The organism is Sorangium sp. So ce327, assembly GCF_051530205.1.
GTDB classification, from domain to species: Bacteria; Myxococcota_A; Polyangia; order Polyangiales; family Polyangiaceae; genus Sorangium; species Sorangium cellulosum_B.
This window is the reverse complement of record NZ_CP150330.1, coordinates 1,398,090-1,417,501: the sequence shown is the minus strand read 5'-3', so window position 1 is coordinate 1,417,501 and position 19,412 is coordinate 1,398,090. Positions and strand designations below refer to the sequence as shown.

General features: G+C 74.1%; 15 protein-coding genes. 11 read left to right on the top strand and 4 right to left on the bottom strand.

Annotated elements, in window-relative coordinates; all coding sequences use genetic code 11:
* Positions 1-281 precede the first annotated feature (281 nt).
* The 11 genes from WME95_RS05210 (at position 282) to panD (ending at position 12,940) form a co-directional block, all read left to right on the top strand.
* Complete coding sequence (locus WME95_RS05210; protein WP_437907292.1) at positions 282-1,736, top strand: sensor histidine kinase; 1,455 nt, start codon at positions 282-284, stop codon at positions 1,734-1,736.
* A gap of 414 nt (positions 1,737-2,150) precedes the next feature.
* Positions 2,151-2,552, top strand: a complete 402-nt coding sequence (locus WME95_RS05205; RefSeq protein WP_437907290.1) for a c-type cytochrome — start codon at positions 2,151-2,153, stop codon at positions 2,550-2,552.
* 143 nt (positions 2,553-2,695) lie between these two features.
* Positions 2,696-5,272, top strand: a complete 2,577-nt coding sequence (locus WME95_RS05200; RefSeq protein WP_437907289.1) for a transglycosylase SLT domain-containing protein — start codon at positions 2,696-2,698, stop codon at positions 5,270-5,272.
* 106 nt (positions 5,273-5,378) lie between these two features.
* Complete coding sequence (locus tag WME95_RS05195; RefSeq protein WP_437907288.1) at positions 5,379-6,716, top strand: protein kinase domain-containing protein; 1,338 nt, start codon at positions 5,379-5,381, stop codon at positions 6,714-6,716.
* Between the two features lie 4 nt (positions 6,717-6,720).
* A complete protein-coding gene (locus WME95_RS05190; protein ID WP_437907287.1) occupies positions 6,721-7,800 on the top strand; it encodes a dipeptidase in 1,080 nt (359 codons plus the stop codon).
* 47 nt (positions 7,801-7,847) lie between these two features.
* The gene (locus WME95_RS05185) at positions 7,848-8,951 is read left to right on the top strand and encodes a hypothetical protein (RefSeq protein ID WP_437907286.1); all 1,104 of its coding nucleotides are present in this window, start codon (positions 7,848-7,850) and stop codon (positions 8,949-8,951) included.
* 210 nt (positions 8,952-9,161) lie between these two features.
* Entirely contained in the window at positions 9,162-9,707 is a 546-nt protein-coding gene (locus WME95_RS05180) for a DUF1232 domain-containing protein (protein ID WP_437715874.1), read from the top strand.
* A gap of 82 nt (positions 9,708-9,789) precedes the next feature.
* Entirely contained in the window at positions 9,790-10,887 is a 1,098-nt protein-coding gene (locus WME95_RS05175) for a metallophosphoesterase (RefSeq protein ID WP_437907285.1), read from the top strand.
* 208 nt (positions 10,888-11,095) lie between these two features.
* Positions 11,096-11,272 carry a hypothetical protein gene (locus WME95_RS05170; RefSeq protein ID WP_437907284.1) on the top strand — a complete coding sequence of 59 codons (177 nt, stop codon included), beginning with the start codon at positions 11,096-11,098 and terminating at the stop codon, positions 11,270-11,272.
* On the top strand, positions 11,272-12,417 hold the full coding sequence (locus WME95_RS05165; RefSeq protein ID WP_437907282.1) for a hypothetical protein: 1,146 nt from the start codon (positions 11,272-11,274) through the stop codon (positions 12,415-12,417). The genes WME95_RS05170 and WME95_RS05165 overlap by 1 nt, the downstream gene beginning before the upstream one ends.
* 133 nt (positions 12,418-12,550) lie before the next feature.
* A complete protein-coding gene (gene panD / locus WME95_RS05160; RefSeq protein WP_437297999.1) occupies positions 12,551-12,940 on the top strand; it encodes an aspartate 1-decarboxylase in 390 nt (129 codons plus the stop codon).
* Between the two features lie 78 nt (positions 12,941-13,018).
* Here panD and WME95_RS05155 read toward each other — a convergent pair whose 3' ends face one another.
* The 4 genes from WME95_RS05155 to WME95_RS05140 all read right to left on the bottom strand — a co-directional run bounded on the left by WME95_RS05155 (position 13,019) and on the right by WME95_RS05140 (position 19,317).
* Positions 13,019-14,404, bottom strand: coding sequence for an MATE family efflux transporter (locus tag WME95_RS05155; RefSeq protein ID WP_437907281.1), 1,386 nt, complete (start codon positions 14,402-14,404; stop codon positions 13,019-13,021).
* Positions 14,405-14,786: 382 nt separating this feature from the next.
* A complete protein-coding gene (locus tag WME95_RS05150; RefSeq protein WP_437907280.1) occupies positions 14,787-16,439 on the bottom strand; it encodes a hypothetical protein in 1,653 nt (550 codons plus the stop codon).
* Positions 16,440-16,447: 8 nt separating this feature from the next.
* Entirely contained in the window at positions 16,448-18,535 is a 2,088-nt protein-coding gene (locus WME95_RS05145; protein WP_437907278.1) for a PhoX family protein, read from the bottom strand.
* A gap of 578 nt (positions 18,536-19,113) precedes the next feature.
* Positions 19,114-19,317, bottom strand: a complete 204-nt coding sequence (locus WME95_RS05140; RefSeq protein WP_437907276.1) for a hypothetical protein — start codon at positions 19,315-19,317, stop codon at positions 19,114-19,116.
* Positions 19,318-19,412 lie beyond the last annotated feature (95 nt).

The following is a 19,412-nucleotide window of genomic DNA, read 5'->3' as shown; positions in this document are numbered from 1 at the left end:
TCTCCGGCGCGCTGCGCACGCCGGAGAGAGCACGTCGATCAGGCTCAGACAGCGGTCCGTCCCCCACGCCGCCCCACGGACACCCTCTCCGGGGGCCTCATCGGTGTTCATCAAGCCCGTTCGATCGCGCTCAGGGCAACCCGGGGCGCACGAGCGTCATCGTGGTTATTTTATCATCCCTCGACACGAGCCTGGGGGACATCCGCTGATGCAGCGAGGGTGATCCGCCACGGCGTACTTCCCGCGTTGCGCTCGGGGGGACGGCGGAACAGCATCCCGGCATGGCGAGGCGACGGCGAAAGGACCCGGGGAGAGCGAAGTCTTCTCTTATGCTCGAGCGGCTGCCGTCTATCCTGCTGTCGCTGTTTGCGGCGTTCTTCGTCGCTATCGCGAGCTTCGTGATCTCCGCCGGCTACGCGGAACACCGAGCCGCCGAGATCGACGCGGCGGCCATGAGCTTGGCGGAGAACGCCACGCCGAGCATCATGCACCTGGCGGCCGCGCGCGCCGAGCTGAGGCATACCCAGGCGCTCCTGAGCGACCTCGTCAACGACGCCGCGCTGGGGCGCCCGCGCGACCGCCACGAGCTCGACGAGGCGCGCGACAACCTATCCCGGAGCGTCGACGTCTACCTCGGCACGCCGGTCTATCCGGGAGAGCTCAAGCAGTGGCAGAGCGTCGCGCAGGCGCTCGGCAAGCTCGATCTGGACACCGATCGGGCCCTCTCGCTGGTGGCGAACGGCCATCCGGACGAGGCCAACAAGCTTGTGGACGGCGCGCTGCGAGCGGACTTCAACTCGACGAACGACGCCGTGATGGCCAGCATCGAGCTCAACGCCCGGCAGGCACGCCGCCTGGCGATCGAGATCGCAGCCAACCGCGTTCGCTCCCGTCGGACCGCGCTCGTGCTCAACACGGCGAGCGTGACGTTCGCGCTGCTGGCCTGCGCGGCGGCCGCCGTGCAGGTCCGGCGCCACGTGAGGCTGCTCTGGCAGCAAGGCGTGGTCCTGGAGCGTCGAGCGGATGAGCTCGAGCAGTTCGCCGGCCGGGTCGCGCACGATGTGCTCAGCCCCCTCGGCGCGGTCGCGCTCGCGCTCGACCTCGCCCTGCGGCGGTGCGGCGAGGGAGATCCGGCACGAAAGGGGCTCGAACGGGGCCGGCAGGCCATCCTTCGCGTCAAGCGCATGACCGACGGGCTGCTGGAGTTCGCTCGCGCGGGCGCCAGGCCGGAGCCAGGCGCGCGCGCCGAGGTGCACTCCATCATCGACGATCTCATGGTCGAGCTCGTTCCTGTCGCGGTGGAGCTCGGCGCGGAGCTCCGCGTCGAGCCCTTCGCCCCGTGCGCGGTGGCCGCGAGCCCCGGCGTGCTGACAAGCATTCTCGCCAACCTGACCCGCAACGCGCTCAAGTACCTCGGCGACGCGGCGGTCTGTCACGTCGTGATCCGGGTGCTCGACGCGAGAGAGGCTGTGCGGATCGAGGTGGAGGACACGGGGCCCGGCGTCGCGCCGGCCCTCGAGCACCTGGTGTTCGAGCCTCACGTCCGAGCGCAAGGCGCTCGAGTGCCGGGTCTGGGCCTGGGGCTCGCCACCGTCAAACGCTTGACCGAGGCGCACGGCGGCCGCGTGGGGCTCCGCACGGTCGTGGGCAAGGGGAGCCTCTTTTGGTTCGAGCTGCCCAGAGCGAGCGCCGAGCCAGCGCACGCGTTCGACATCGGCTCGAGCACCAACGCATGACGCCCGGGAGGCTGCGCCCAGGTCGCTCCGCGAGCGACATGAGGATGCGTTTGCGAAAGACAGGCGCCGGGCTCGAGCTCGACACGCCGGTCCCGGACGTGCCCCGGTAGCCGCCCCATCCACACGGGCCGGCGGCGCCTCCCCTCGCACGATGCTGCCGCCGAGGAGACCCAGGGCGCCTCGAACTTGTACAAGGTTGCCCCCTCGGACGACCCACGGCGCCTCGAACCTGTACAAGGTTGCCCCCCTCGGACGATCCCGGTTTCCTTCGGTACACACCGATCCGTCTTTGTTGACCCGGTGCGCGGCCCCAGGCACCATCGGCGCGCAGCGCCCGGCCGGCCGGCCGGCCTGCATGGCCGGAGCTCGACTCCGGCTCGCTCCCCTTCCCTAACAAGCTGTTGAGGTGCTTTGATGCCCGTTCGTACGATGCTCTTGCTCTGCTTCGCGCCCTTCGTCATTGGCGCTCTCCACGGTTGCGGCGGCGATGACGGCGGCGGCGAGACCTCCGGGGGATCGTCGCTCGGTGACTGTCCGCCGGACTCGGCCGCGCAGGCGGATACGGGCTACCAGGCGCTCCAGACGCAGTGCGCGCCCTGTCATTTGTCGACCTCGGAGGGCGCGACGCGCATCGGCGCTCCGGACGATGTCAACGTCGATGACCCCGCCAGCGTCACCGCCGAGGCGGAGGAGATCCTCGAGGAGATCCGGATCGGCGGGGCGAATGGCGGGGACGGGATGCCCATCGGCTCGAAGCTCTCCGACGACACGATCGAGGCCATCCGGGTCTTCCTCGCCTGCGACGCGGCACAGTAACGCCGCGTCTCTGCCCCGCACGCTTCCCCCCACCACGTCCGAACGCCGGCGCGCCAGCTCACGAGAGGGCGCGCCGGCGGCTCTCAGGCGCGCCGCTCGCCTCGATCGCTGTGCGATCGCGCGATCCGGAGTATGGTGCAGGCATGTTCAGGCTGGATGCCCGCTCCGGGGCCGCCGCGCTCGCGCTGGCCGCCACGCTCGCGCTGACCGCGTCGCTCGGCGCCTCGTGCGCCGGCGCGCCCCCCGCGCAGCGCGGGGCGGCGGCCTGCCCGCCGCTCTGCCCGCAGCCGGCGCCCCCGCCGAGCGCAGCGCCGGCCGGGCCCGTCGTCCAGGGCACGCCGGGCGAGGCGCCGGCGTTCGACCCCGAGCGCCTCACCCTCGTGCTGGACGACCCGCGGCTCGCGCAGGTGCAGAAGCTCGTCGAGCAGGAGGCGTACGCAGGCGCGGCCGCGGCGATGGCCCAGGCGCTCTCGGCGCCCCTGTCGCCCGCGGACGCGGCGGCGTTTCGCTACCAGCTCGGGCGGCTGCGCGCCCTCGCGGGCGATCCCGTGGGCGCGGCGAAGGAGTACGACGCCGCCGCGGCGGCGGGCGGGCCGCTCGCGGATCACGCGAGGTTCGCGGCGGCCGATCTCCTCGCCAGGGCGGGGCAGCCCGACGCGGCGCTCGAGCGCGCGCGCGCCGTCGCGTCGGACGTCGCGATCGCCGACGAGCTCGATCGCATCGTCGCCGGCGCGCTCGCCGACAAGGGCGACATCGAGGGCGCGGCCGCGCGCTGGCGCGCGTACCTCGCCCGCAGCTGGCCGGCGTCGACGTGGGTGCCCGAGGCGCTCCGCTTCGCCCGCGCGCTGCTCCGCCACCCGAGCGAAGACCATGCCGAGGAGGCGGTCCGCGTCACCCGGCGCGTCATCGACGAGGCGCCGGGCGGCGCCGGCGCCGGGGAGGCGAAGGAGATCCGGGACCAGGCCCTGTCGACGCTGCCGTTCGCGCGGCGCAAGCCGTTCCTCGACCTGGGCCCCGCCGATCTGCTCGCCCGCGCGCGTGCCCTGCTCGCCTCGCGCCAGGACAAGGAAGCGCTCGCCGTCACCGACGCGCTGATCGCCCTCCCCGAGGCGCAGGCGCCCTCGGCCTTCGCCTGCGACGCGTTCGCCGCGCGCGGCGAGGCGCTCGGGCGCCTCCGGCGGCGGGCCGAGGCCGCCGACCTCTTCGGCACGGCCATCGAGCGCTGCGGGCCGGCCGCGCCCGCCGCCGCAGGCGCGAGCGCGCCCGCCGCCGCAAGCGCGGCCCCCGCCGCCGCAAGCGCGGCCCCCGCCGCAGCCGGGGCGCCCGCCCCGCGGCGGCCCGAGGCCCTCTACAACGCCGGGCGCGCGTCGCTCCGCGTCGATCGGCACGCCGAGGCGGCCGCGCGCTTCGCGCTGCTCGAGAAGGAATACCCGGATCACCGGCTCGCGGACGACGCGCGCTACCTCGGCGCGCGCGCGCTGCTCGGGCTCGGGGACCAGGCGCAGTTCGTGCAGCTGCTCACCGCCATGCCCGACGATTACCCGTCGGGCGACATGGTCGCCGACGGCCTGTTCGAGCTCGCGCTCTTCGAGATGGAGCGCGGCGACTGGGCGGGCGCGGTCAGGCCGCTCGAGCGCGCGCTCGAGCGGTTCCCGCACGAACGCGCGTACCACGCCGCCGGCAGGCTCCCCTATTACCTCGGGCGCGCCCACATCGAGACGGGCTCGCCCGACAAGGGGAAGGCGCTGCTCGAGCAGGTGATCCGCGATTACCCGCTCTCTTTCTACATGGCGCTCTCGCACGCGCGGCTCGCCGACGTGGACCCCGCCGCCGCCCAGCGCGCCCTGTCCGCGGCCCTGGAGCGCGACGCGAGCGCGCCGTACACCGAGCTCAGGAGCCCGCTCTTCGCGCAGCCCGCGTTCACGCGCGCGGTCGAGCTCGCGCGCCAGGGGGAAGCGAAGCTCGCGCGGCGCGAGCTCGACCTGCTCGGCGTCGGGGGCAAGACGGCGCCGCGCGAGGTGATGTGGGCCTCGGCGTTCCTGCTCGCGCGCTCGGGCGCGCTGCCGCAGTCGTACAGCATCCTGCGCACCGCCATGGCGGCGCCCGCGGCCGTCGAGCTCGCGGGCGAGTGGGTCGACCACTACCCCGTCGGGCGCTGGCGCGGCGCCTGGGAGCTCGCCTACCCGCGCCCCTTCGCCGGCCTCGTCGCCGCGGAGACCAAGCGGAGCGGGATCCCCGAGGCCCTCGCCTACGCGATCATGCGCGAGGAGTCGGCCTTCGACCCGAGGGTGGCCTCGCCGGCCCAGGCGTTCGGGCTGATGCAGCTCATCGTGCCGACAGCGAAGCTCGTGGCCAAGCCGCTCGGGCTGCCGTGGAGCGCCGACGCGCTGAAGCGCCCCGAGGTGAACATCGCGCTCGGCTGCCGCTACCTCTCGCAGCTGCGCGGCCAGTTCTCGGACAACCCCCTGCTGGCGATCCCCGCCTACAACGCGGGCGGCGGCGCGCCGAAGCGATGGATCGCGGAGCGCCCCTCGCAGAGCTTCGACCTGTGGGTCGAGCGCATCCCGTACGAGGAGACGCGGCTCTACACGAAGCGCGTGATGACGAGCCTCGCCGTCTACGAGCTCCTCTACGCCGGCGCTCAGCCGGGCGAGGCCCTGCGGACGCCGCTCCCCGCGAGCCCGGCCGCGCGCTCGGCCGTGGCGAACGCCGCGCCCTGACCCGCGCCGGCGGAACCGGAAGCCAAACGCCGAAGCGCCGGCGGAAGCCGCATACCGCCGAGGTTTCGGCGAGCGGGCCGCGCTCAAGCTTTGGTAGAGTCCGCGTGTGATCGACCCATCGAGCCCTTCCCATCAGCTCGTGGGCGCCGTGCTCAGCGGGCGCTTCCGGATCCTGCGTCTCCTCGGCGAGGGGGGTATGGGCGCGGTCTACGAGGCCGAGGGCCTTCGCGGCGAGGGCAAGCGGGCGATCAAGGTGCTCCACCCCGAGTTCACGCAGGAGGAGCAGGTCCTCCACCGCTTCTTCGCCGAGGCGGAGGCGACGAGGGGGTTCGTCCACCAGAACATCGCCTCGGTCTTCGAGGCGACCCGCGCCGAGGACGGCACGCCGTACCTCGTCATGGAGCTCCTGCAAGGCGTCCCGCTCGCCGCGTACATCGACACGGGCAACCCGATCCCCCCGCAGCAGGCCGTGCCGATCATCCACGAGGTGCTCCAGGCGCTCATGGCGGCGCACAGCCACAAGGTGATCCACCGCGATCTGAAGCCGGAGAACCTGTTCCTCATCCGCGATCCGCGCGGGGGCTTCCGCGTGAAGGTGCTCGACTTCGGCATCGCGAAGGTGATGGACGCGGCCGGCGGCATGGGCCTGAAGACCCGCGCCGGCACGCTCCTCGGGACGCCCGGCTACATGAGCCCCGAGCAGATCAAGAACGCGCAGGGCGTCGACGCGCGCGCCGATCTCTGGAGCGTCGGCGTGATCTTCTACGAGATGCTCACGGCGACGCAGCCGTTCCCCGCCGAGAACGAGTTCGCGCGGCTCACCGCCGTGCTCGCCAAGGAGGTGCGCCCGATCGAGCAGGTCGCGCCCCACCTCGCGGCCTGGGGCCTCTTCTTCCAGCGCGCCCTCTGCAAGGACGTGGCAGGGCGCTTCCAGACGGCCGAGGAGATGGCGCAGACGCTGGGCGCCATCGCGCACCGCACGGGCATCGCGACGCCCAGCGCGCGGCCCGAGGCGCCGGCGTCGCCCGCGCTGACGCACCAGCTGCCCTCGCTGCCGCCGCCGCAGCCGCTTCAGAGCCCGACGCAGCCGCCGCAGAACATGGCGCCCCCGCCGCAGAACGTCACGCAGCCGGTGCAGAGCGTGCCGCCGATCGCGTCCAGGATCCCGACGGTGCCCCCGCCGCGCATGACGGCGCCGCCCGTCCAGGCGTCCCCGTCGGTGGCGCCCACGGCGACCTTCTCGGCCAGGCCAACCCACATCAGCGCGCAGCAGCCCGCCGGCGTGCCGACGCTCACGGGCGGCCACTACGACGTGCGGGTCGTGGACGTCCCCCTGGCCGCCGAGGGCGGGGGCTCGGAGGGCGCTGCCTGGTGGCTCGTCGGGCTCATCGGGCTCGTGTGCCTCGGCGTCGGCTTCGCGCTGGGCGTGCTGGTGAGCCGGTGAGCGCGTGAACGGAAGCGCCCGCGTCCGCGCCCTGCTCGCCGTCACCTGCGCCGCCGGCGCCCTGGGCGCGCCGCGGCCCACGCTCGGCGACCCGCCCGGGGAGCCCCCCGTGCCGGTCGTCGATCTGCACGTCGACGTGCCCTGGCAGGTCCACTTCAAGGGGCGCGACAGGCGCCTCGGCGAAGGCCACGCCCGCAGGGAGACGCTCGTCGCGGGCCACTACCTCGGCGTCGTGCTGCCGATCTACCTGCCCGACCAGGCGCGCCCCGAGGGCCCGCAGATCGAGGACGCCAGCGCGGTCCTCGCGACGATCGAGGCGATCATCGCCGCGAACCCGGTGCTCCTCCCGCTCGGCGCGGCGCGGGCCGAGCCGGGGAAGATCAGCACCTTCCTCTCGATCGAGGGGGCCGGCGCGTTCGCGGCGGACATCGCGCAGATCGACCGCTTCATCGCGCGCGGCGTGCGGCTCATCAGCCCGAACCACGCGAAGAACACGCGGCTCTCGTCGTCCGCGACCGGCGAGCCGGCGGCGTACGGGCTGACCGAGCTCGGCAAGCGGTTCTGCGAGCGCGTCTACGACCAGGGCGCCCTGATCGACGTCTCGCACATCTCGGACGCCGCGTTCGCGGATCTCGTCCCGATCGCCGCGGCGCACGGCGCGCCGATCGTCGCGACGCACTCGAACGCGCGCGCGGTGGCGAACCGGCCGCGCAACCTGACGGACGAGCAGCTGCGGCTCATCGCGCGGAGCGGCGGGGTCGCGGGGCTCAACTTCCACGCCCCCTTCGTGAACGGCACGAGCGAGGCGGACGTCGACGACGTGGTCGCGCAGGTCGATCACATGGTCCGCGTGGCCGGCGTCGATCACGTCGCGATCGGCTCGGATTTCGACGGCGGCATCGTCCCGCCGAGGGGGCTCGCCGACGCGTCGGCGCTGCCGGCGCTCGCCGCGCGGCTCAGGCAGCGCGGCATGTCGCGCGAGGACGTCGTGAAGATCTTCGCGCAGAACGCGCTGCGCATCCTCGGCTGGCGGCCGGCGATGGATGCGAAGAGCGCGAGCGCGGCCGGCGGCGCGCGCCCGTAGCCGGAGGCCGCCGCGCTCCGCCTGCGCGCTCGTGGTAAAGGCCACGCATGCGCAGGGAAGTCGCTCGGTCGGCGCGGGGGCTGCTCGCCCTCGCGCTCTTCGCATCCATCGCCGGCCCGAGCTGCGCGGAGCTCGGGCACATCGAGGGCGTCGGCGAGGCCGTCTGCCCCGAGCTGCGCGGCCCGGGCGACGTCCTCGGGGCCCAGTTCTCCGCGGACGCCCGGGCGAACGCGAAGGTGAGGACGTTCGTGCAGGCCGCCAAGGACATGGCGGCCGTGTCGGCGGCGATCGAGGCGCAGGTGGCCGACGCGTGCCGCCGGATGGGCGCGGATCTGGGGATACCGCCCGCGCAGATGGCGTCGCGCGACGAGGCGGGGGGCCAGGCCAGCGGCGCCTGCGGCGCGGTCTCGGCGGCGATCGACGCCATCCTGCGCCAGGGCGCCGCCGTGCAGATCGCGGTGACGCCGCCAGCCTGCCAGGCGAACGCCCAGGCCGGGGCGCGGTGCAGCGGCTCGTGCGACGTGCAGCTGGATCCGGGGCAGATCGTGGCGCAGTGCGAGCCCGCGCGGCTCTCCGGCTATTGCCAGGGTCGCTGCGCGGGGCGGTGCGACGGGCGCTGCACCGGGCAGTGCCGGGGGCAGTGCTCCGCCTACGACGCGCAGGGCCGCTGCGTGGGGCAGTGCAACGGCGAGTGCGACGGTGGCTGCGACGCCACGTGCCACGCGCGCTGCGAGGGCAGCTGGCAGGCGCCGCAGTGCTCCGGGATGGTGCGGCCCCCGAGCGCCGACGCCGAGTGCGAGGCGAGCTGCCGCGCGCACGCGGACGTCTACGCGGCCTGCACGCCGGCGCTTGTCCAGGTGCGCGCGTCGCAGGGCGCCGAGATGGCCGCGCGGCTCGCCGCGACGCTGCAGGCCAACCTGCCGGCGCTGCTGCACGCCGAGGTGGCGCTCGGCCGCCGGCTCCTCGGCGACGCCCAGACCGTGGTCCAGGTCGGCGCCGCGCTCCCGCGGATCGTGGGCGACGCGGGAGCGCGCGCGCTCGCGTGCGTCGCCGGGGCGGCGGAGGCCTCAACGAGCGCGTCGGTGCGCATCCAGGTGAGCGTGCGCGCGAGCGCGAGCGTCACGGGGCGCGTCGGGGCGACGGGCGGATGATAACGTGGCTGCCGCGGGTCAGCGCCCGCGCCCGTGCCGCGCGGCGCGCCGTCGCGAGCCCCGATCCGTCGACGCGCGCCCGCGCCGGCACCGATGTCCTGGTCGCAGCGCCCGGCGCCCGAAGCGGCGCCGAGCGCCTTCGCGTGCATGGATGGCATGGACGGCGCCGCGCCCCTCGGACTACCCTCGCGCTCCCGCCGGGAGGATCCCATGACCGATCTCGACGACCGCTGTCTCGACACGTTCCCCGAGTGGCTGCGCAGCCTCGCCTCGGACGCCACGGATCTGGCGGGCCTGCTCGCCTCACCGGAAAGCCCGGAGGCCACGCGCCGATCGCTCGCGGGGGGCCTCAACTACCTCTTCAAGTCGCTCGACCTCATCCCGGACGGCATCGAGGATCTCGGCTTCCTCGACGACGCCTTCGTGCTGCGCGTCGCCGCGTCCTTCGCCGCGGCGGAGAGCCCGGAGCTGCGCGACCAGGCGCCGGCCCTCGCGCGGCTCGCCCGCGACGCAGAGCTCATCGCCGAGCTGCTCGGCGGCGACTACGCCCGGCTCAAGGGCTACGTGCGCTCGCTGGAGAAGGGCGCCGCGCGCGGCCGCACCGTCGACGACATCCTGAGCGACGAGCAGGTCCGCACCTCGTTCATGCACGAGATCACCGGCTGGGCGTCGAGCTACACGGCACCGAGCTTCAGCCGTGACGCGAAGAACCTGATCAAGCTGAAATCCTTCCTCTCCGCCAAGCTCCCGGCCTGATCGCGCCCGTCGAGGCGCCGCCGCAGCGCGTTCACCGCCGGCCATGGTACACCCCCGATCATCCCCCGGAGGATCGCGTCCGATGTCAGCCGCTCCCCGCCTCACCGCGCTGCTCGCCGCACTGCTCGCCGCGGGCTGCGACGCCGACCGACCCGCCTCGACGGCGCACAGCCCGGCCGCCGCCTCATCTCCGCCCTCGCGCTCCACCGCGGCCCCGGCCGCGCCGCCGCCCGACGCGGATCGCTCCTACGCCTACCCGGCCGCCGATCGCGTGGTCGCCATCGGCGACGTCCACGGCGACCTCGCGGCCACGCGCGCGGCCCTGCGGATCGCGGGCGCGATCGACGGCGCGGATCGCTGGATCGGCGGCAAGCTCGTGCTCGTGCAGACGGGCGACGAGCTCGACCGCGGCGACGGCGAGCAGGAGATCGTCGACCTCTTCGATCGCCTCGCCGTCGAGGCGCGCGCCGCCGGCGGCGCCGTGTACGCGCTGAACGGCAACCACGAGGTCATGAACGTCCAGCTCGATTTCCGCTACGTCACCGAGGGCGGCTTCAGGGACTTCGAGGACGTGCCCGGGCTCGACGCGTCGGGCCCTCGCCTCACGCCGGTGCCGCCCCCCGCGCGAGCCCGCGCCGCCGCGTTCGCCCCCGGCGGTCTCTACGCCAGGAAGCTCGCGGCGCGCGACGTGATCATCGCGGTCGGCGACACCGTCTTCGCGCACGGCGGCGTGCTCCCGGCCCACGCGCGCTACGGCATCGCGCGGATCAACCGCGAGGTGCGCGCGTGGATGGAGGGGAAGAGCCCCTCCACGCCGGCCGTGATCGCGGCCGAGGACAGCCCGGTGTGGGCGCGCCTCTACTCGAGCGAGCCGCCGCCGGGCCCGGGGTCGCCCCCCTGCGCGGCGCTGGACCAGACCCTCGCGGCGATGTCCGCGAAGCGCATGGTCGTGGGCCACACCGTCCAGAAGCACGGCGTCACGTCGGCCTGCGGCGACAAGATCTGGCGGATCGACGTCGGCATGGCGTCGCATTACGGCGGAAAACCAGCAGCGCTGGAGATTGTCGGTGACACCGTGCGCGTCTTGACGGCCGACGCAACCAAGGCGGCCGACGCGTCCAGCGCAACCGGCGCAACCGACGCGACCAAAGCGACCAAAGCGACCAAACCGAAAAAATAGACGTAGTTGTGAGAAAACTTCAGCGCCGTCCGCAATGCGATCGCGTGTCGTCAACGACCACGTTCACGGCGACGGCCACGCCCACGCCAACACGCGCCAGGGGGAGAAGCCCCCGGGCGCGGCCACCAGCGCATTGACGCGCGCCGCGAAGACCGGATAACGTGAATAGCAAACTGGGGTGCTTCGATCCCCAGGGGAAGGGAATCAGATGCCCGAGCGACCGCTCGCGCTGATCCACGAGGCGAATCTGAGCGACGGGGTGCCTACCCTGACGCTCGGCGAGCGGCGCCCCGCCCTTCCGGTCCCCCGTACCGCGCCCGCGCTCCTGAGCCGGTGCCGGCGGGGCGAGCGCTGTACCGCGTGGCTCGACGCGGGGAGCGGCTGATGGACGACGACGAGCTGCTGCGCGCCCTGACGCGCATCGCACAGCGGGATCCGACGACCGATCCGCGCTGGCGCAGGCTCGCCGAAGAGACGCGCCCGGAGGACGCGCAAGACGCTCCGGGAGACGCCGCGAACACCGCGGCGCGCTCGAGCGCCGGGCGGGAGGAGCGCGAAGTCCGGCCACCCCTCGACGACGAGACCCGCGCCCGGCTCGCCGACCAGCTCCTTGCCCAGCTCCGGGAGCCGCGCGGCGGTGCGCCCGCGCCGTCTTCGCTGGCGCGTCCAGCGGTCGATCGGAAGTCGGGCATCCGCTTCCGGTGCCCCGAGGAGTGGGACTGCGACGCGGAGGAGGCGAGCGACGTCGCCGACGCCGCGCCGCTGGGCGCGGACGCCGACTCGCTCAGCGGCACGAGCGCGCCGTCCACCACGGACGCGCCGGTCTGTCGCGCGATCGACGGCGAATCCGTGCCGCCCGGGACATCGGAGCCGCCGCGCGACGCGTGCTCGAGCGCGGCGCCCGGGCAGCCTGCCCAGCGCGCGCAGGACGGCGCGGACGCCCTCGCCAGGCCGCCGCGCAAGGGCCTGCCGCACCCCGAGCTGGTCGTCGAGCGGCGGAGCGCGCGGCGGACGACGCCGGCGGCGCGGGCCCGGGCGGCCGTGGGCGTGGTCGGCTGGGTCGTGTCGGCGGCGCTCGTGTCGCTGCTCGCGCTGCGGCCCGCGCCGTTCGCGCCGGGCGCCGCCCCGCTCCCCGACTACACGCTCGCGACGACGACCCTCGGCGACGGCCCGCAGCAGGGAGCTCGCGGGCCGGGCGCCCCGCGCCACGTCGGCAGGGGCCAAAGGCTCATGATCGCGCTCTCGCCCGGCACGCGCGTGCCGGCGCCGGTCGCGGTAAGGGCCTTTCTGGTGCAGGGCGGGAGCGCGCGCCCGTGGCCCGTGGAGCTGGCGCTGGATGGCGCCGGCGGCGCGAGCATCTCGGGCACGCGCGAGGAGCTGTTCCGGGACGTCGCGGTGGGTCCCTGCGAGGTCGTCCTGGTGGTCGGGCACCCCGACGCGCTGCCAGGCCCGGACGACCGGCTGCCCGACGAGGACGCCATCCACCTGGCGGGCGGCCGGCTCCTGCGGCAGCGATTGTTCCTTGACTGACCGCCGCCTGCGCGCATGAGGTAGCCCGTCCTTCCCCTGGCGAGGGAGCCGCCTCGCCCGCGGGCCTGCGGGGCGTGCTCGACCCGGCGCGCGCGCCGCCGTCCCTGGCCGGGAAGGGCAGAGGGCATCACGCATGAACCGACGGATGTTCAAGAGCAAGATCCACCGCGCGACCGTGACCCACGCGGATCTGCACTACGAGGGCAGCGTCACGATCGACGCCGACCTCCTCGAGGCCGCCGACATCCTGCCGTACGAGGCGGTCGACATCTGGAACGTGACGCGCGGCTCCCGGCTGACCACGTATGCGCTCGCGGGGGCGCGCGGCTCGGGCGTCGTGTGCATCAACGGCGCGGCGGCGCACCTCAATCAGCCCGGCGACCTCGTGATCATCGCGACGTTCGCGGACATGGACGACGCCGAGGCGCGGCGGCACACGCCGCGCGTGCTCCGCGTCGACGGGCGCAACCGGCCGCTCGCCGACCAGCCGCCCGAGACGCCGGGCCCGCTCGCGCCCAACTGAGCGCGCGCGGGCCAGCCGGGCGCCTCGCGCCTCGCCCGAGACGCGCCGCGCGCCCGGCGAACCGGCCGAGCGCGCGTGTCACCCGGCGTGCGGCAGCGCCCGCGCGAGCGGCGCGCGGGCCAGCCGGACGAAGCGCGCCGAGAGCCCCCCCGCGACGGCGATGAGCCCCGCGGTGAGCCCGAACCAGAGCCCGCGGACGCCCAGGTCGAGCCCGAAGGCGAGCCCGATCGACAGCGGCAGGCCGAAGGCCCAGTGGGCCCCGAGGTTGGCCCAGAAGGGGAACCGCACGTCGCCCGCCCCGCGCAGCGCGCCGGCGGCGACCGCCTGGACGCCGTCGAACAGCTGGAAGAGCGCGGCGATGCGGAGCAGCGGGACGCCGATGGCGAGGACGTCGGCGTCCGGGGTGAACGCGCCGATGAGGGCGCGAGGGAACGCGGCGTACATCGAGGCGCTCACGCACATGAGGCCGGCGCCGAGCAGGAGGCCGAGCACGCCGGCGCGCAGCGGCGACCGGCCCGCGCCGACCGCGCGCCCCACGCGGACGGCGGTGGCGCCGCCGACGCCGATGGCGCCCATGAACGTGAAGGAGGCGAGCCCGATGGCGATCTGGTGCGCCGAGACCACGGTCGCGCCGAGCCGCCCGGCGAGCAGCGCCGTCATCCCGAACACGCCGACCTCGGCGAGGAGCTGCAGCCCTATCGGCACGCCGAGCCGGTAGACCACAGCCACCGGCACCGCGCCGTCCTCCTCGCGGGGCGCCCCGCGCCGGCGCCCCGCGGCGAAGAGCACGATCGACGACAGCACCGCGCTGGCGAGGCTCGCGGCGAGCCCCGCGCCGAGCGCGCCGAGCTGCGGCAGGCCGAGCGGCGGCAGGCCCACCCAGCGCAGCGCCTCGTCGCCGCGGACCATCAGGTTGCAGGCCACGACGTTGACCGCGTTCGCCGCGACGACGGCGACGAGCGCGGGCCGCGTCGCGCCGTGGGCCTGGAGGAAGTTTTTCCCGGCGAGGAACACGGGCCAGAGGAAGATCCACAGCGCGTGGCCGAGGATGTACCGGCGCACGCCGGGGACGAGCGCCGGATCGACGCCCATGGGCGCGAGCGCGAAGGTCGCCGCGAGCGCGGCCCCGAACGCGACGACGCTGACGAGCAGGCTCGCGCGCAGGGTCGCGCGCAGCGCCGCCCACGCCAGCCCCGGGCGACCGGCGCCGATCGCCTGCGACGCGAGCGGATCGACCGCGGCCGAGACGCCCATCCCGAGCGCGTTGCTCGTGTGGACGATCGTCCTCCCCATCGCGCAGGAGGCGAGCTCGTTCACCGAGACGCGCCCCACGATCGCGACGTCGACGAGCGCCATCGCGACGAGCCCCGCCTGCGCCACCGCGATCGGCAGCGCGAGGCGCGCGAGGGCGCGCAGCTCGGACCGCGCGCTGTCCGCGGCGAGAGGGGCGGAAGCAAGGTTCAAGGGGTCACCGGCTCGACAAAGGGGCGCCACCATAGCGCGCCGGGGTGGGAGCGCTCGCCGGAGGTGGGGTGAAGATCTAAAAGATCAACAGTTACGTAAGCTTATCAAGAAATCGAACGAGCCGACTCTGAGGAGAGAAGATCGAGAAAAAAACGCGAAGGCGCAAAGGCGCAAAGGCGCAAGGGAGAGAGATAGAACCTCTCCCAGCTCCAAGCCTCGTCTTGGACAGACAGCACATTTCCGTGCTTCGGCCATCGCCCTGCGCCCAGCAGCGCTCAATCATTCCTCTCTCTTTTTTGCGTCTTTGCGTCTTTGCGCCTTGGCGTTTTTTCTTCTTCCCGCCGCGCGTCGCCCCGCCCTCTTCGCGCCCGCGCCCCAGGCCTCACCAGGCGAGGTGCGCCCGCCCGTCGAGGTACACGCGCTGCGCCTCGCCGAGGCCCGTCGACTCGCCCTCCACGACGCGCAGGATCCCCGTCGCGGGCCCGAGCGCCACATCCCGCCCCGCCTCGAAGCGCTGCATCCGGACCAGGGCCCGGTAGGCCTTGTCCAGCAGGAGGGCCCGCTCGCGCGACGGCGCGACGAGGTACGCGAGATCGCGGTCGCCGCCGGGCGCGCCGCGCCGCACCTCGGCCTCGTCGAGCGCGCCGCCCGGGAAGAAGCGGGCGAGCATCTCCGCGTTCCCGCGGTAGTCGTCGGCCCCGCGCGCGCGGCGCAGGTAGGTCAGCACCTCCGGCTCCGCGTGGCCGGCCTGCGGCACGTCGGGCATGCCGCGCAGGTCCTGGTGCCGCCAGCCGGCCGCGCCGGGCACCTTGCGCGCCAGCGAGAAGGTGTGGTCCACCGTCACCCCGACCGCGCCGTGGCAGCCCATGCACGCCCGGTGCTCCTCCGCGGTCTGCAGCCGCAGCCGGCCCTGCTCGTCCTCGATGAACGCCTGGATCTGCCAGCCGAACGCGTTGCGCAGGCCGACCTCGGGCCCGCCCGGGTGGAACGGCGGCTGCCCCTCGTCCTTCTCCTCCGCCTCGCGCTCGTACGCGCGCGCGATCGCCCAGTCGTCCGGCTCGTCGACCTTGCGCGCGTAGCGCAGCTCCTTCATCCGCGCGGCGAGCAGCGCCGGGCGATCCGGGTCGAGGTACCGCACCGAGTGCAGGAGCTCCGCCCCGCGCGGGTAGAGCCACGCCCGCACCGGGACGCCGGCCGCCCCGCCGGCGTACCGCGCGGGCAGGCGGACGACGCGCGTCACCGCGGGCTCGAGCGCGCCGTCGCCGTCGAGATCGAAGCCGGCGAGGAGCTCGCTCACCGGCTCCACCTCCCGCCCGGCGGCCGCGCCAGAGGGCCCGGCCGCGCCCTCCCTCGGCAGGGGCGACGGCGACGCGATCGCCGCCTCGAGCAGCGCGAGGTTCAGCTTGTACACCGCGCGCGACGGCGCGCCCGAGGCGTCCTCGCGGAACGCGGCCGGCAGGCGGAGGAAGACGTCGCCGGCGCTGCCGTTCGTGGGCCAGAAGCTCCCGGGGAACGGCTTGTAGCGGACCGCGCGGAAGCCGCTCCCGTCGCGCGCGAAGCCCTCCTCGTCGAGCCCGGCGCCGAGGTCGAGATCCGGCACGTAGCCCGGGTAATCCCGGCGCGCGGCGAGCGCCTCGCGCAGCGGCGCGTAGTTGTCCTCCCGGATGTACTCGAGGATCTCCGCGTCGCTCGTCCGGGCGGCGGCGGCCGAGAGGTCCTCGAGCAGGTTCGTCCAGGGGTTCTTCCGGGCCGCGTCCGAGAAGCTGTACTCGCGCTGGAGCTCGTGATCGGCGAGCGTGTTCGGCCCGATCCCGATCGTGTGGCACGTCCAGCAGCCGTTCGCGCCGCTGGCCGTTGTCGCGTAACACATCGGCGGGATCGAGGCCTCGGGGTTGCCAGCGCGCCCGGCGCGCGCGGCCGCGGTGGCGAGCGGGTCGTGGCCGCCCCCGCCGCAGCGCGCGCCCGCGGCGAGGACGGCGGACACCGCCGCGAAGGCCAGGGGCGCGGACAGCAGGCGCGCGCGGCGGGCGAGCATGGCGGAGATCACTCGGGCAGGAAGGTGACAGCGATCACGCTCGACAGGGCGCCGTCGCCCTTCGGCCAGGTGCTGTAGGCGCTCTCGCCGGGGTGCTGCACCGCCATGAAGACCGTGCCCATGTCGGGCGTGAAGGACGGGCCGGTCGCCTCCGCGTCGCTCGGCATCGCCACCACGCGGAACCCCTTGCCGAAGCTCGGCTGGGTCACGCCCGGCTGGCCCTCGCGGTGGGCGGGGTCGAGATCGAGGTAGTAGAAGGCGTCCGCGTGGGAGGCGACGCCAAAGTTGCCGTCGGTGCCGAACCACACGCCGCCCTCGCGGTCGAGGATCAGGTTGTCCGGGCAGGAGGCGTCGAAGTCGCCCTGCGCCTTCGAGCCGTGCCAGACCTCGAAGTACAGGAACTCGGTCGACGCGCCCGGGTTCGCGGGGTCGGACTCCTCCAGGGCGAAGATCGAGCCCACGGCGTCCGCGCGCTTCGGGGACTGCGTCGCGTGGGTCGCCGGATCGAAGACCGCGCCGTCCTGATCGAGCGACGTCTGCCCCGTGTGGTTGGTGAACGCCACGTAAATGCGCGGCGTGCCGCTCGGGTCGCGCGGGTTCCACTCGATGTCCTCGGGCCGGTTCAGCTCCATGATCCCGACCTTGTTGCTCACCGTGAACAGCGCGCGCCAGACGTCGTAATCCGTCTGGAAGCCGCCGATCCGGTTCCAGGTCACGTCGCGCAGCGCGTCGCCGACCGTCTTGGCCGGGTCGCCGAGCGCGGCCGCGTTCGGCGCGATGGCGGCGCTGTCGACGGAGAGCTCGATCCACTGCCCCGTGCCCGGGGCCGCCTCGGTCGGGGCCGCGCCGGTCGCGACCAGGGTGTTGCCGGTCCTGTTGTCGAGCCCCGCCATGTGCGCTGCGTAGAGCTTGCCCTCGTCGAGCAACGCGCGGATCTCCGCCCGCGTCATCCCGGCCGTATACGTGCCGCTGGTCACGTACTTGTAGATGCGGCCGCCGCGGCGGTCGTCGGTCCCGTAGATCACGATCGGCCGATCCGGCAGGAGCCTCCACGCGTCGTCGACAGCGAACGCCGCGGCCTCCCACCGGGCGCGGCCCATGAAGCCGAACTTCTTGTGGCCCGTGCCCGGCTGCGTCTTGCCGTCGTATTCGCCCGCGGGCTGCCCCGGGTCGATCTCGGTGAGATAACCGTAATGGTCGCGCGGCTGCCGGCCGTTCGGATCGGAGATGCGCCCGAACTCCGCGCTGGTGCTCGCCGCGAAGACCGGGCTCACCGGCGCGCCCGGATCGAAGCCCCGGCCGGTGAGGAACCGCTGATCGCCCGACCAGCTCGCCTCGAGATCACCGTAGTAGTCCTGCACGTTCTCCTCGGCGGTGATCACGGTGCCCCACGGCGTCTGCCCGCCGGCGCAGTCGCCCATGATGCCGGCCACCACCCCTCCGGGGAGCGGCTCGCCGGTCGTGTCGTCCTGGCCCGGGCTCGAGAGCTCGGACCCCGCGAGCCGGCTCAGCGTCTTGCTCGTCGCGTCGTAGCGAACGGCCCTCCCGCTCCGGTCGACCGACCACGCGCCCGTCGCCGGGTCCTGCACGGTCCGGAGCCAGGAGCCGCCGACCTCCTTCTTTTCCCAACGGATATAGGTGTCGACGTCCGCTTGCGACCAGACGTTCGACTCGACGTCATTCGTGAGGACACCGAGCTTGCGCAGGTGCCGTGCCAGCGTGAGGTGCTGCCCGGTCGGCGCGGAGCTGACCGTCGGGCTTCGCCCGGAGACGTACTCGTGGTTGACCCAGAGCCACCCGGCGGTGGCAGAGCCGTTCCACTGGGGCGCATCGCCCGCGGTGGCGGCCCACCCTTCGCCGAAGAAGGCGGTGTAGTCGTTGTTGGCGCCGAAGCGGGGCGCTTCCGGCGCGGTGCTGAAGGTCAACGGATCGAGCCAGGTCACCACGATATCGGAGCGCACGCCCGCGAGCGCCCGGATGGTGTCGGTCGCGGCCGCGCGGAGCGGGAACTGCTCGCCCTCGGGCAAGTTGCCGGTGGCGAACAGCGCGACGCGCTCTCTCACGTAGTGCGCGAGGTTCGCGGCGCTGCTCCACACCGGCGCGTCCTCGCCGGGCGCCCCGGGCTCACCAGGCGCTCCTGGCTCTCCAGGCTCTCCAGGCGCCCCAGGCTCTCCAGGCGCCCCAGGCTCTCCAGGCGCCCCAGGCTCACCGGGCGCCCCAGGCTCACCGGGCGCCCCAGGCTCACCGGGCGCCCCAGGCTCACCGGGCTCCCCAGGCTCACCGGGCTCCCCCTGCTCACCGTTCGCGCCGTCCTTGCCCGGTGCGCCCTGTTCACCGGGCGCCCCGGGGGCGCCCTTCGCGCCATCCTCGCCGCAACCGCTCCCGATCGCGGCAAGACCGCCTGCGAGCACCAGAAGCAACGCCGTCCTCAGGGTCCGCCTCGTCATCATGTCCTCGTCTCCGCCGGGTAATGGCCGCAGACGATGCCTGGCGACGGTGGCGCCCCAATGCCCCTCACGCGACGAGTTGTTGTCAGAGATCCCCTGACCCGCGATCGGGCGTGTCATGAGCACCGCACGACCGGCGGCCATGCGCCGGGGCCACGGCGAAGATGCCCTCAAATGACCAGCGGAGCGGCGTTGCTCGTCATGACCGCGCGGCCGTCGTCGCCGCGCTACTCGTCGTCCTCGTCGGGCACGACGACGTCTTGACCGAAGCGCGCGCGCGCCTCGAGCAGCTCCCTGTCCGAGATCCAGGTGCGCTCGCAGCCGAGGAGCGGCTCCACCTGATAGACGTCCTTGCGCTCCTCGCCGTGCCCGTCTTCGAGGACCCGGACTACCTCGTGATGGAGGCCGCAGGTGGGGCAGAGCGCTCGCATGAAGGGTCCCTATAGTGCGGGCGCGCTGGGCGCAAGGCCCTCCCCTGCGCGCCGTCGACCGCGGAGCGGCGTCGGGCGGCGGGGGAGGTCAGCGC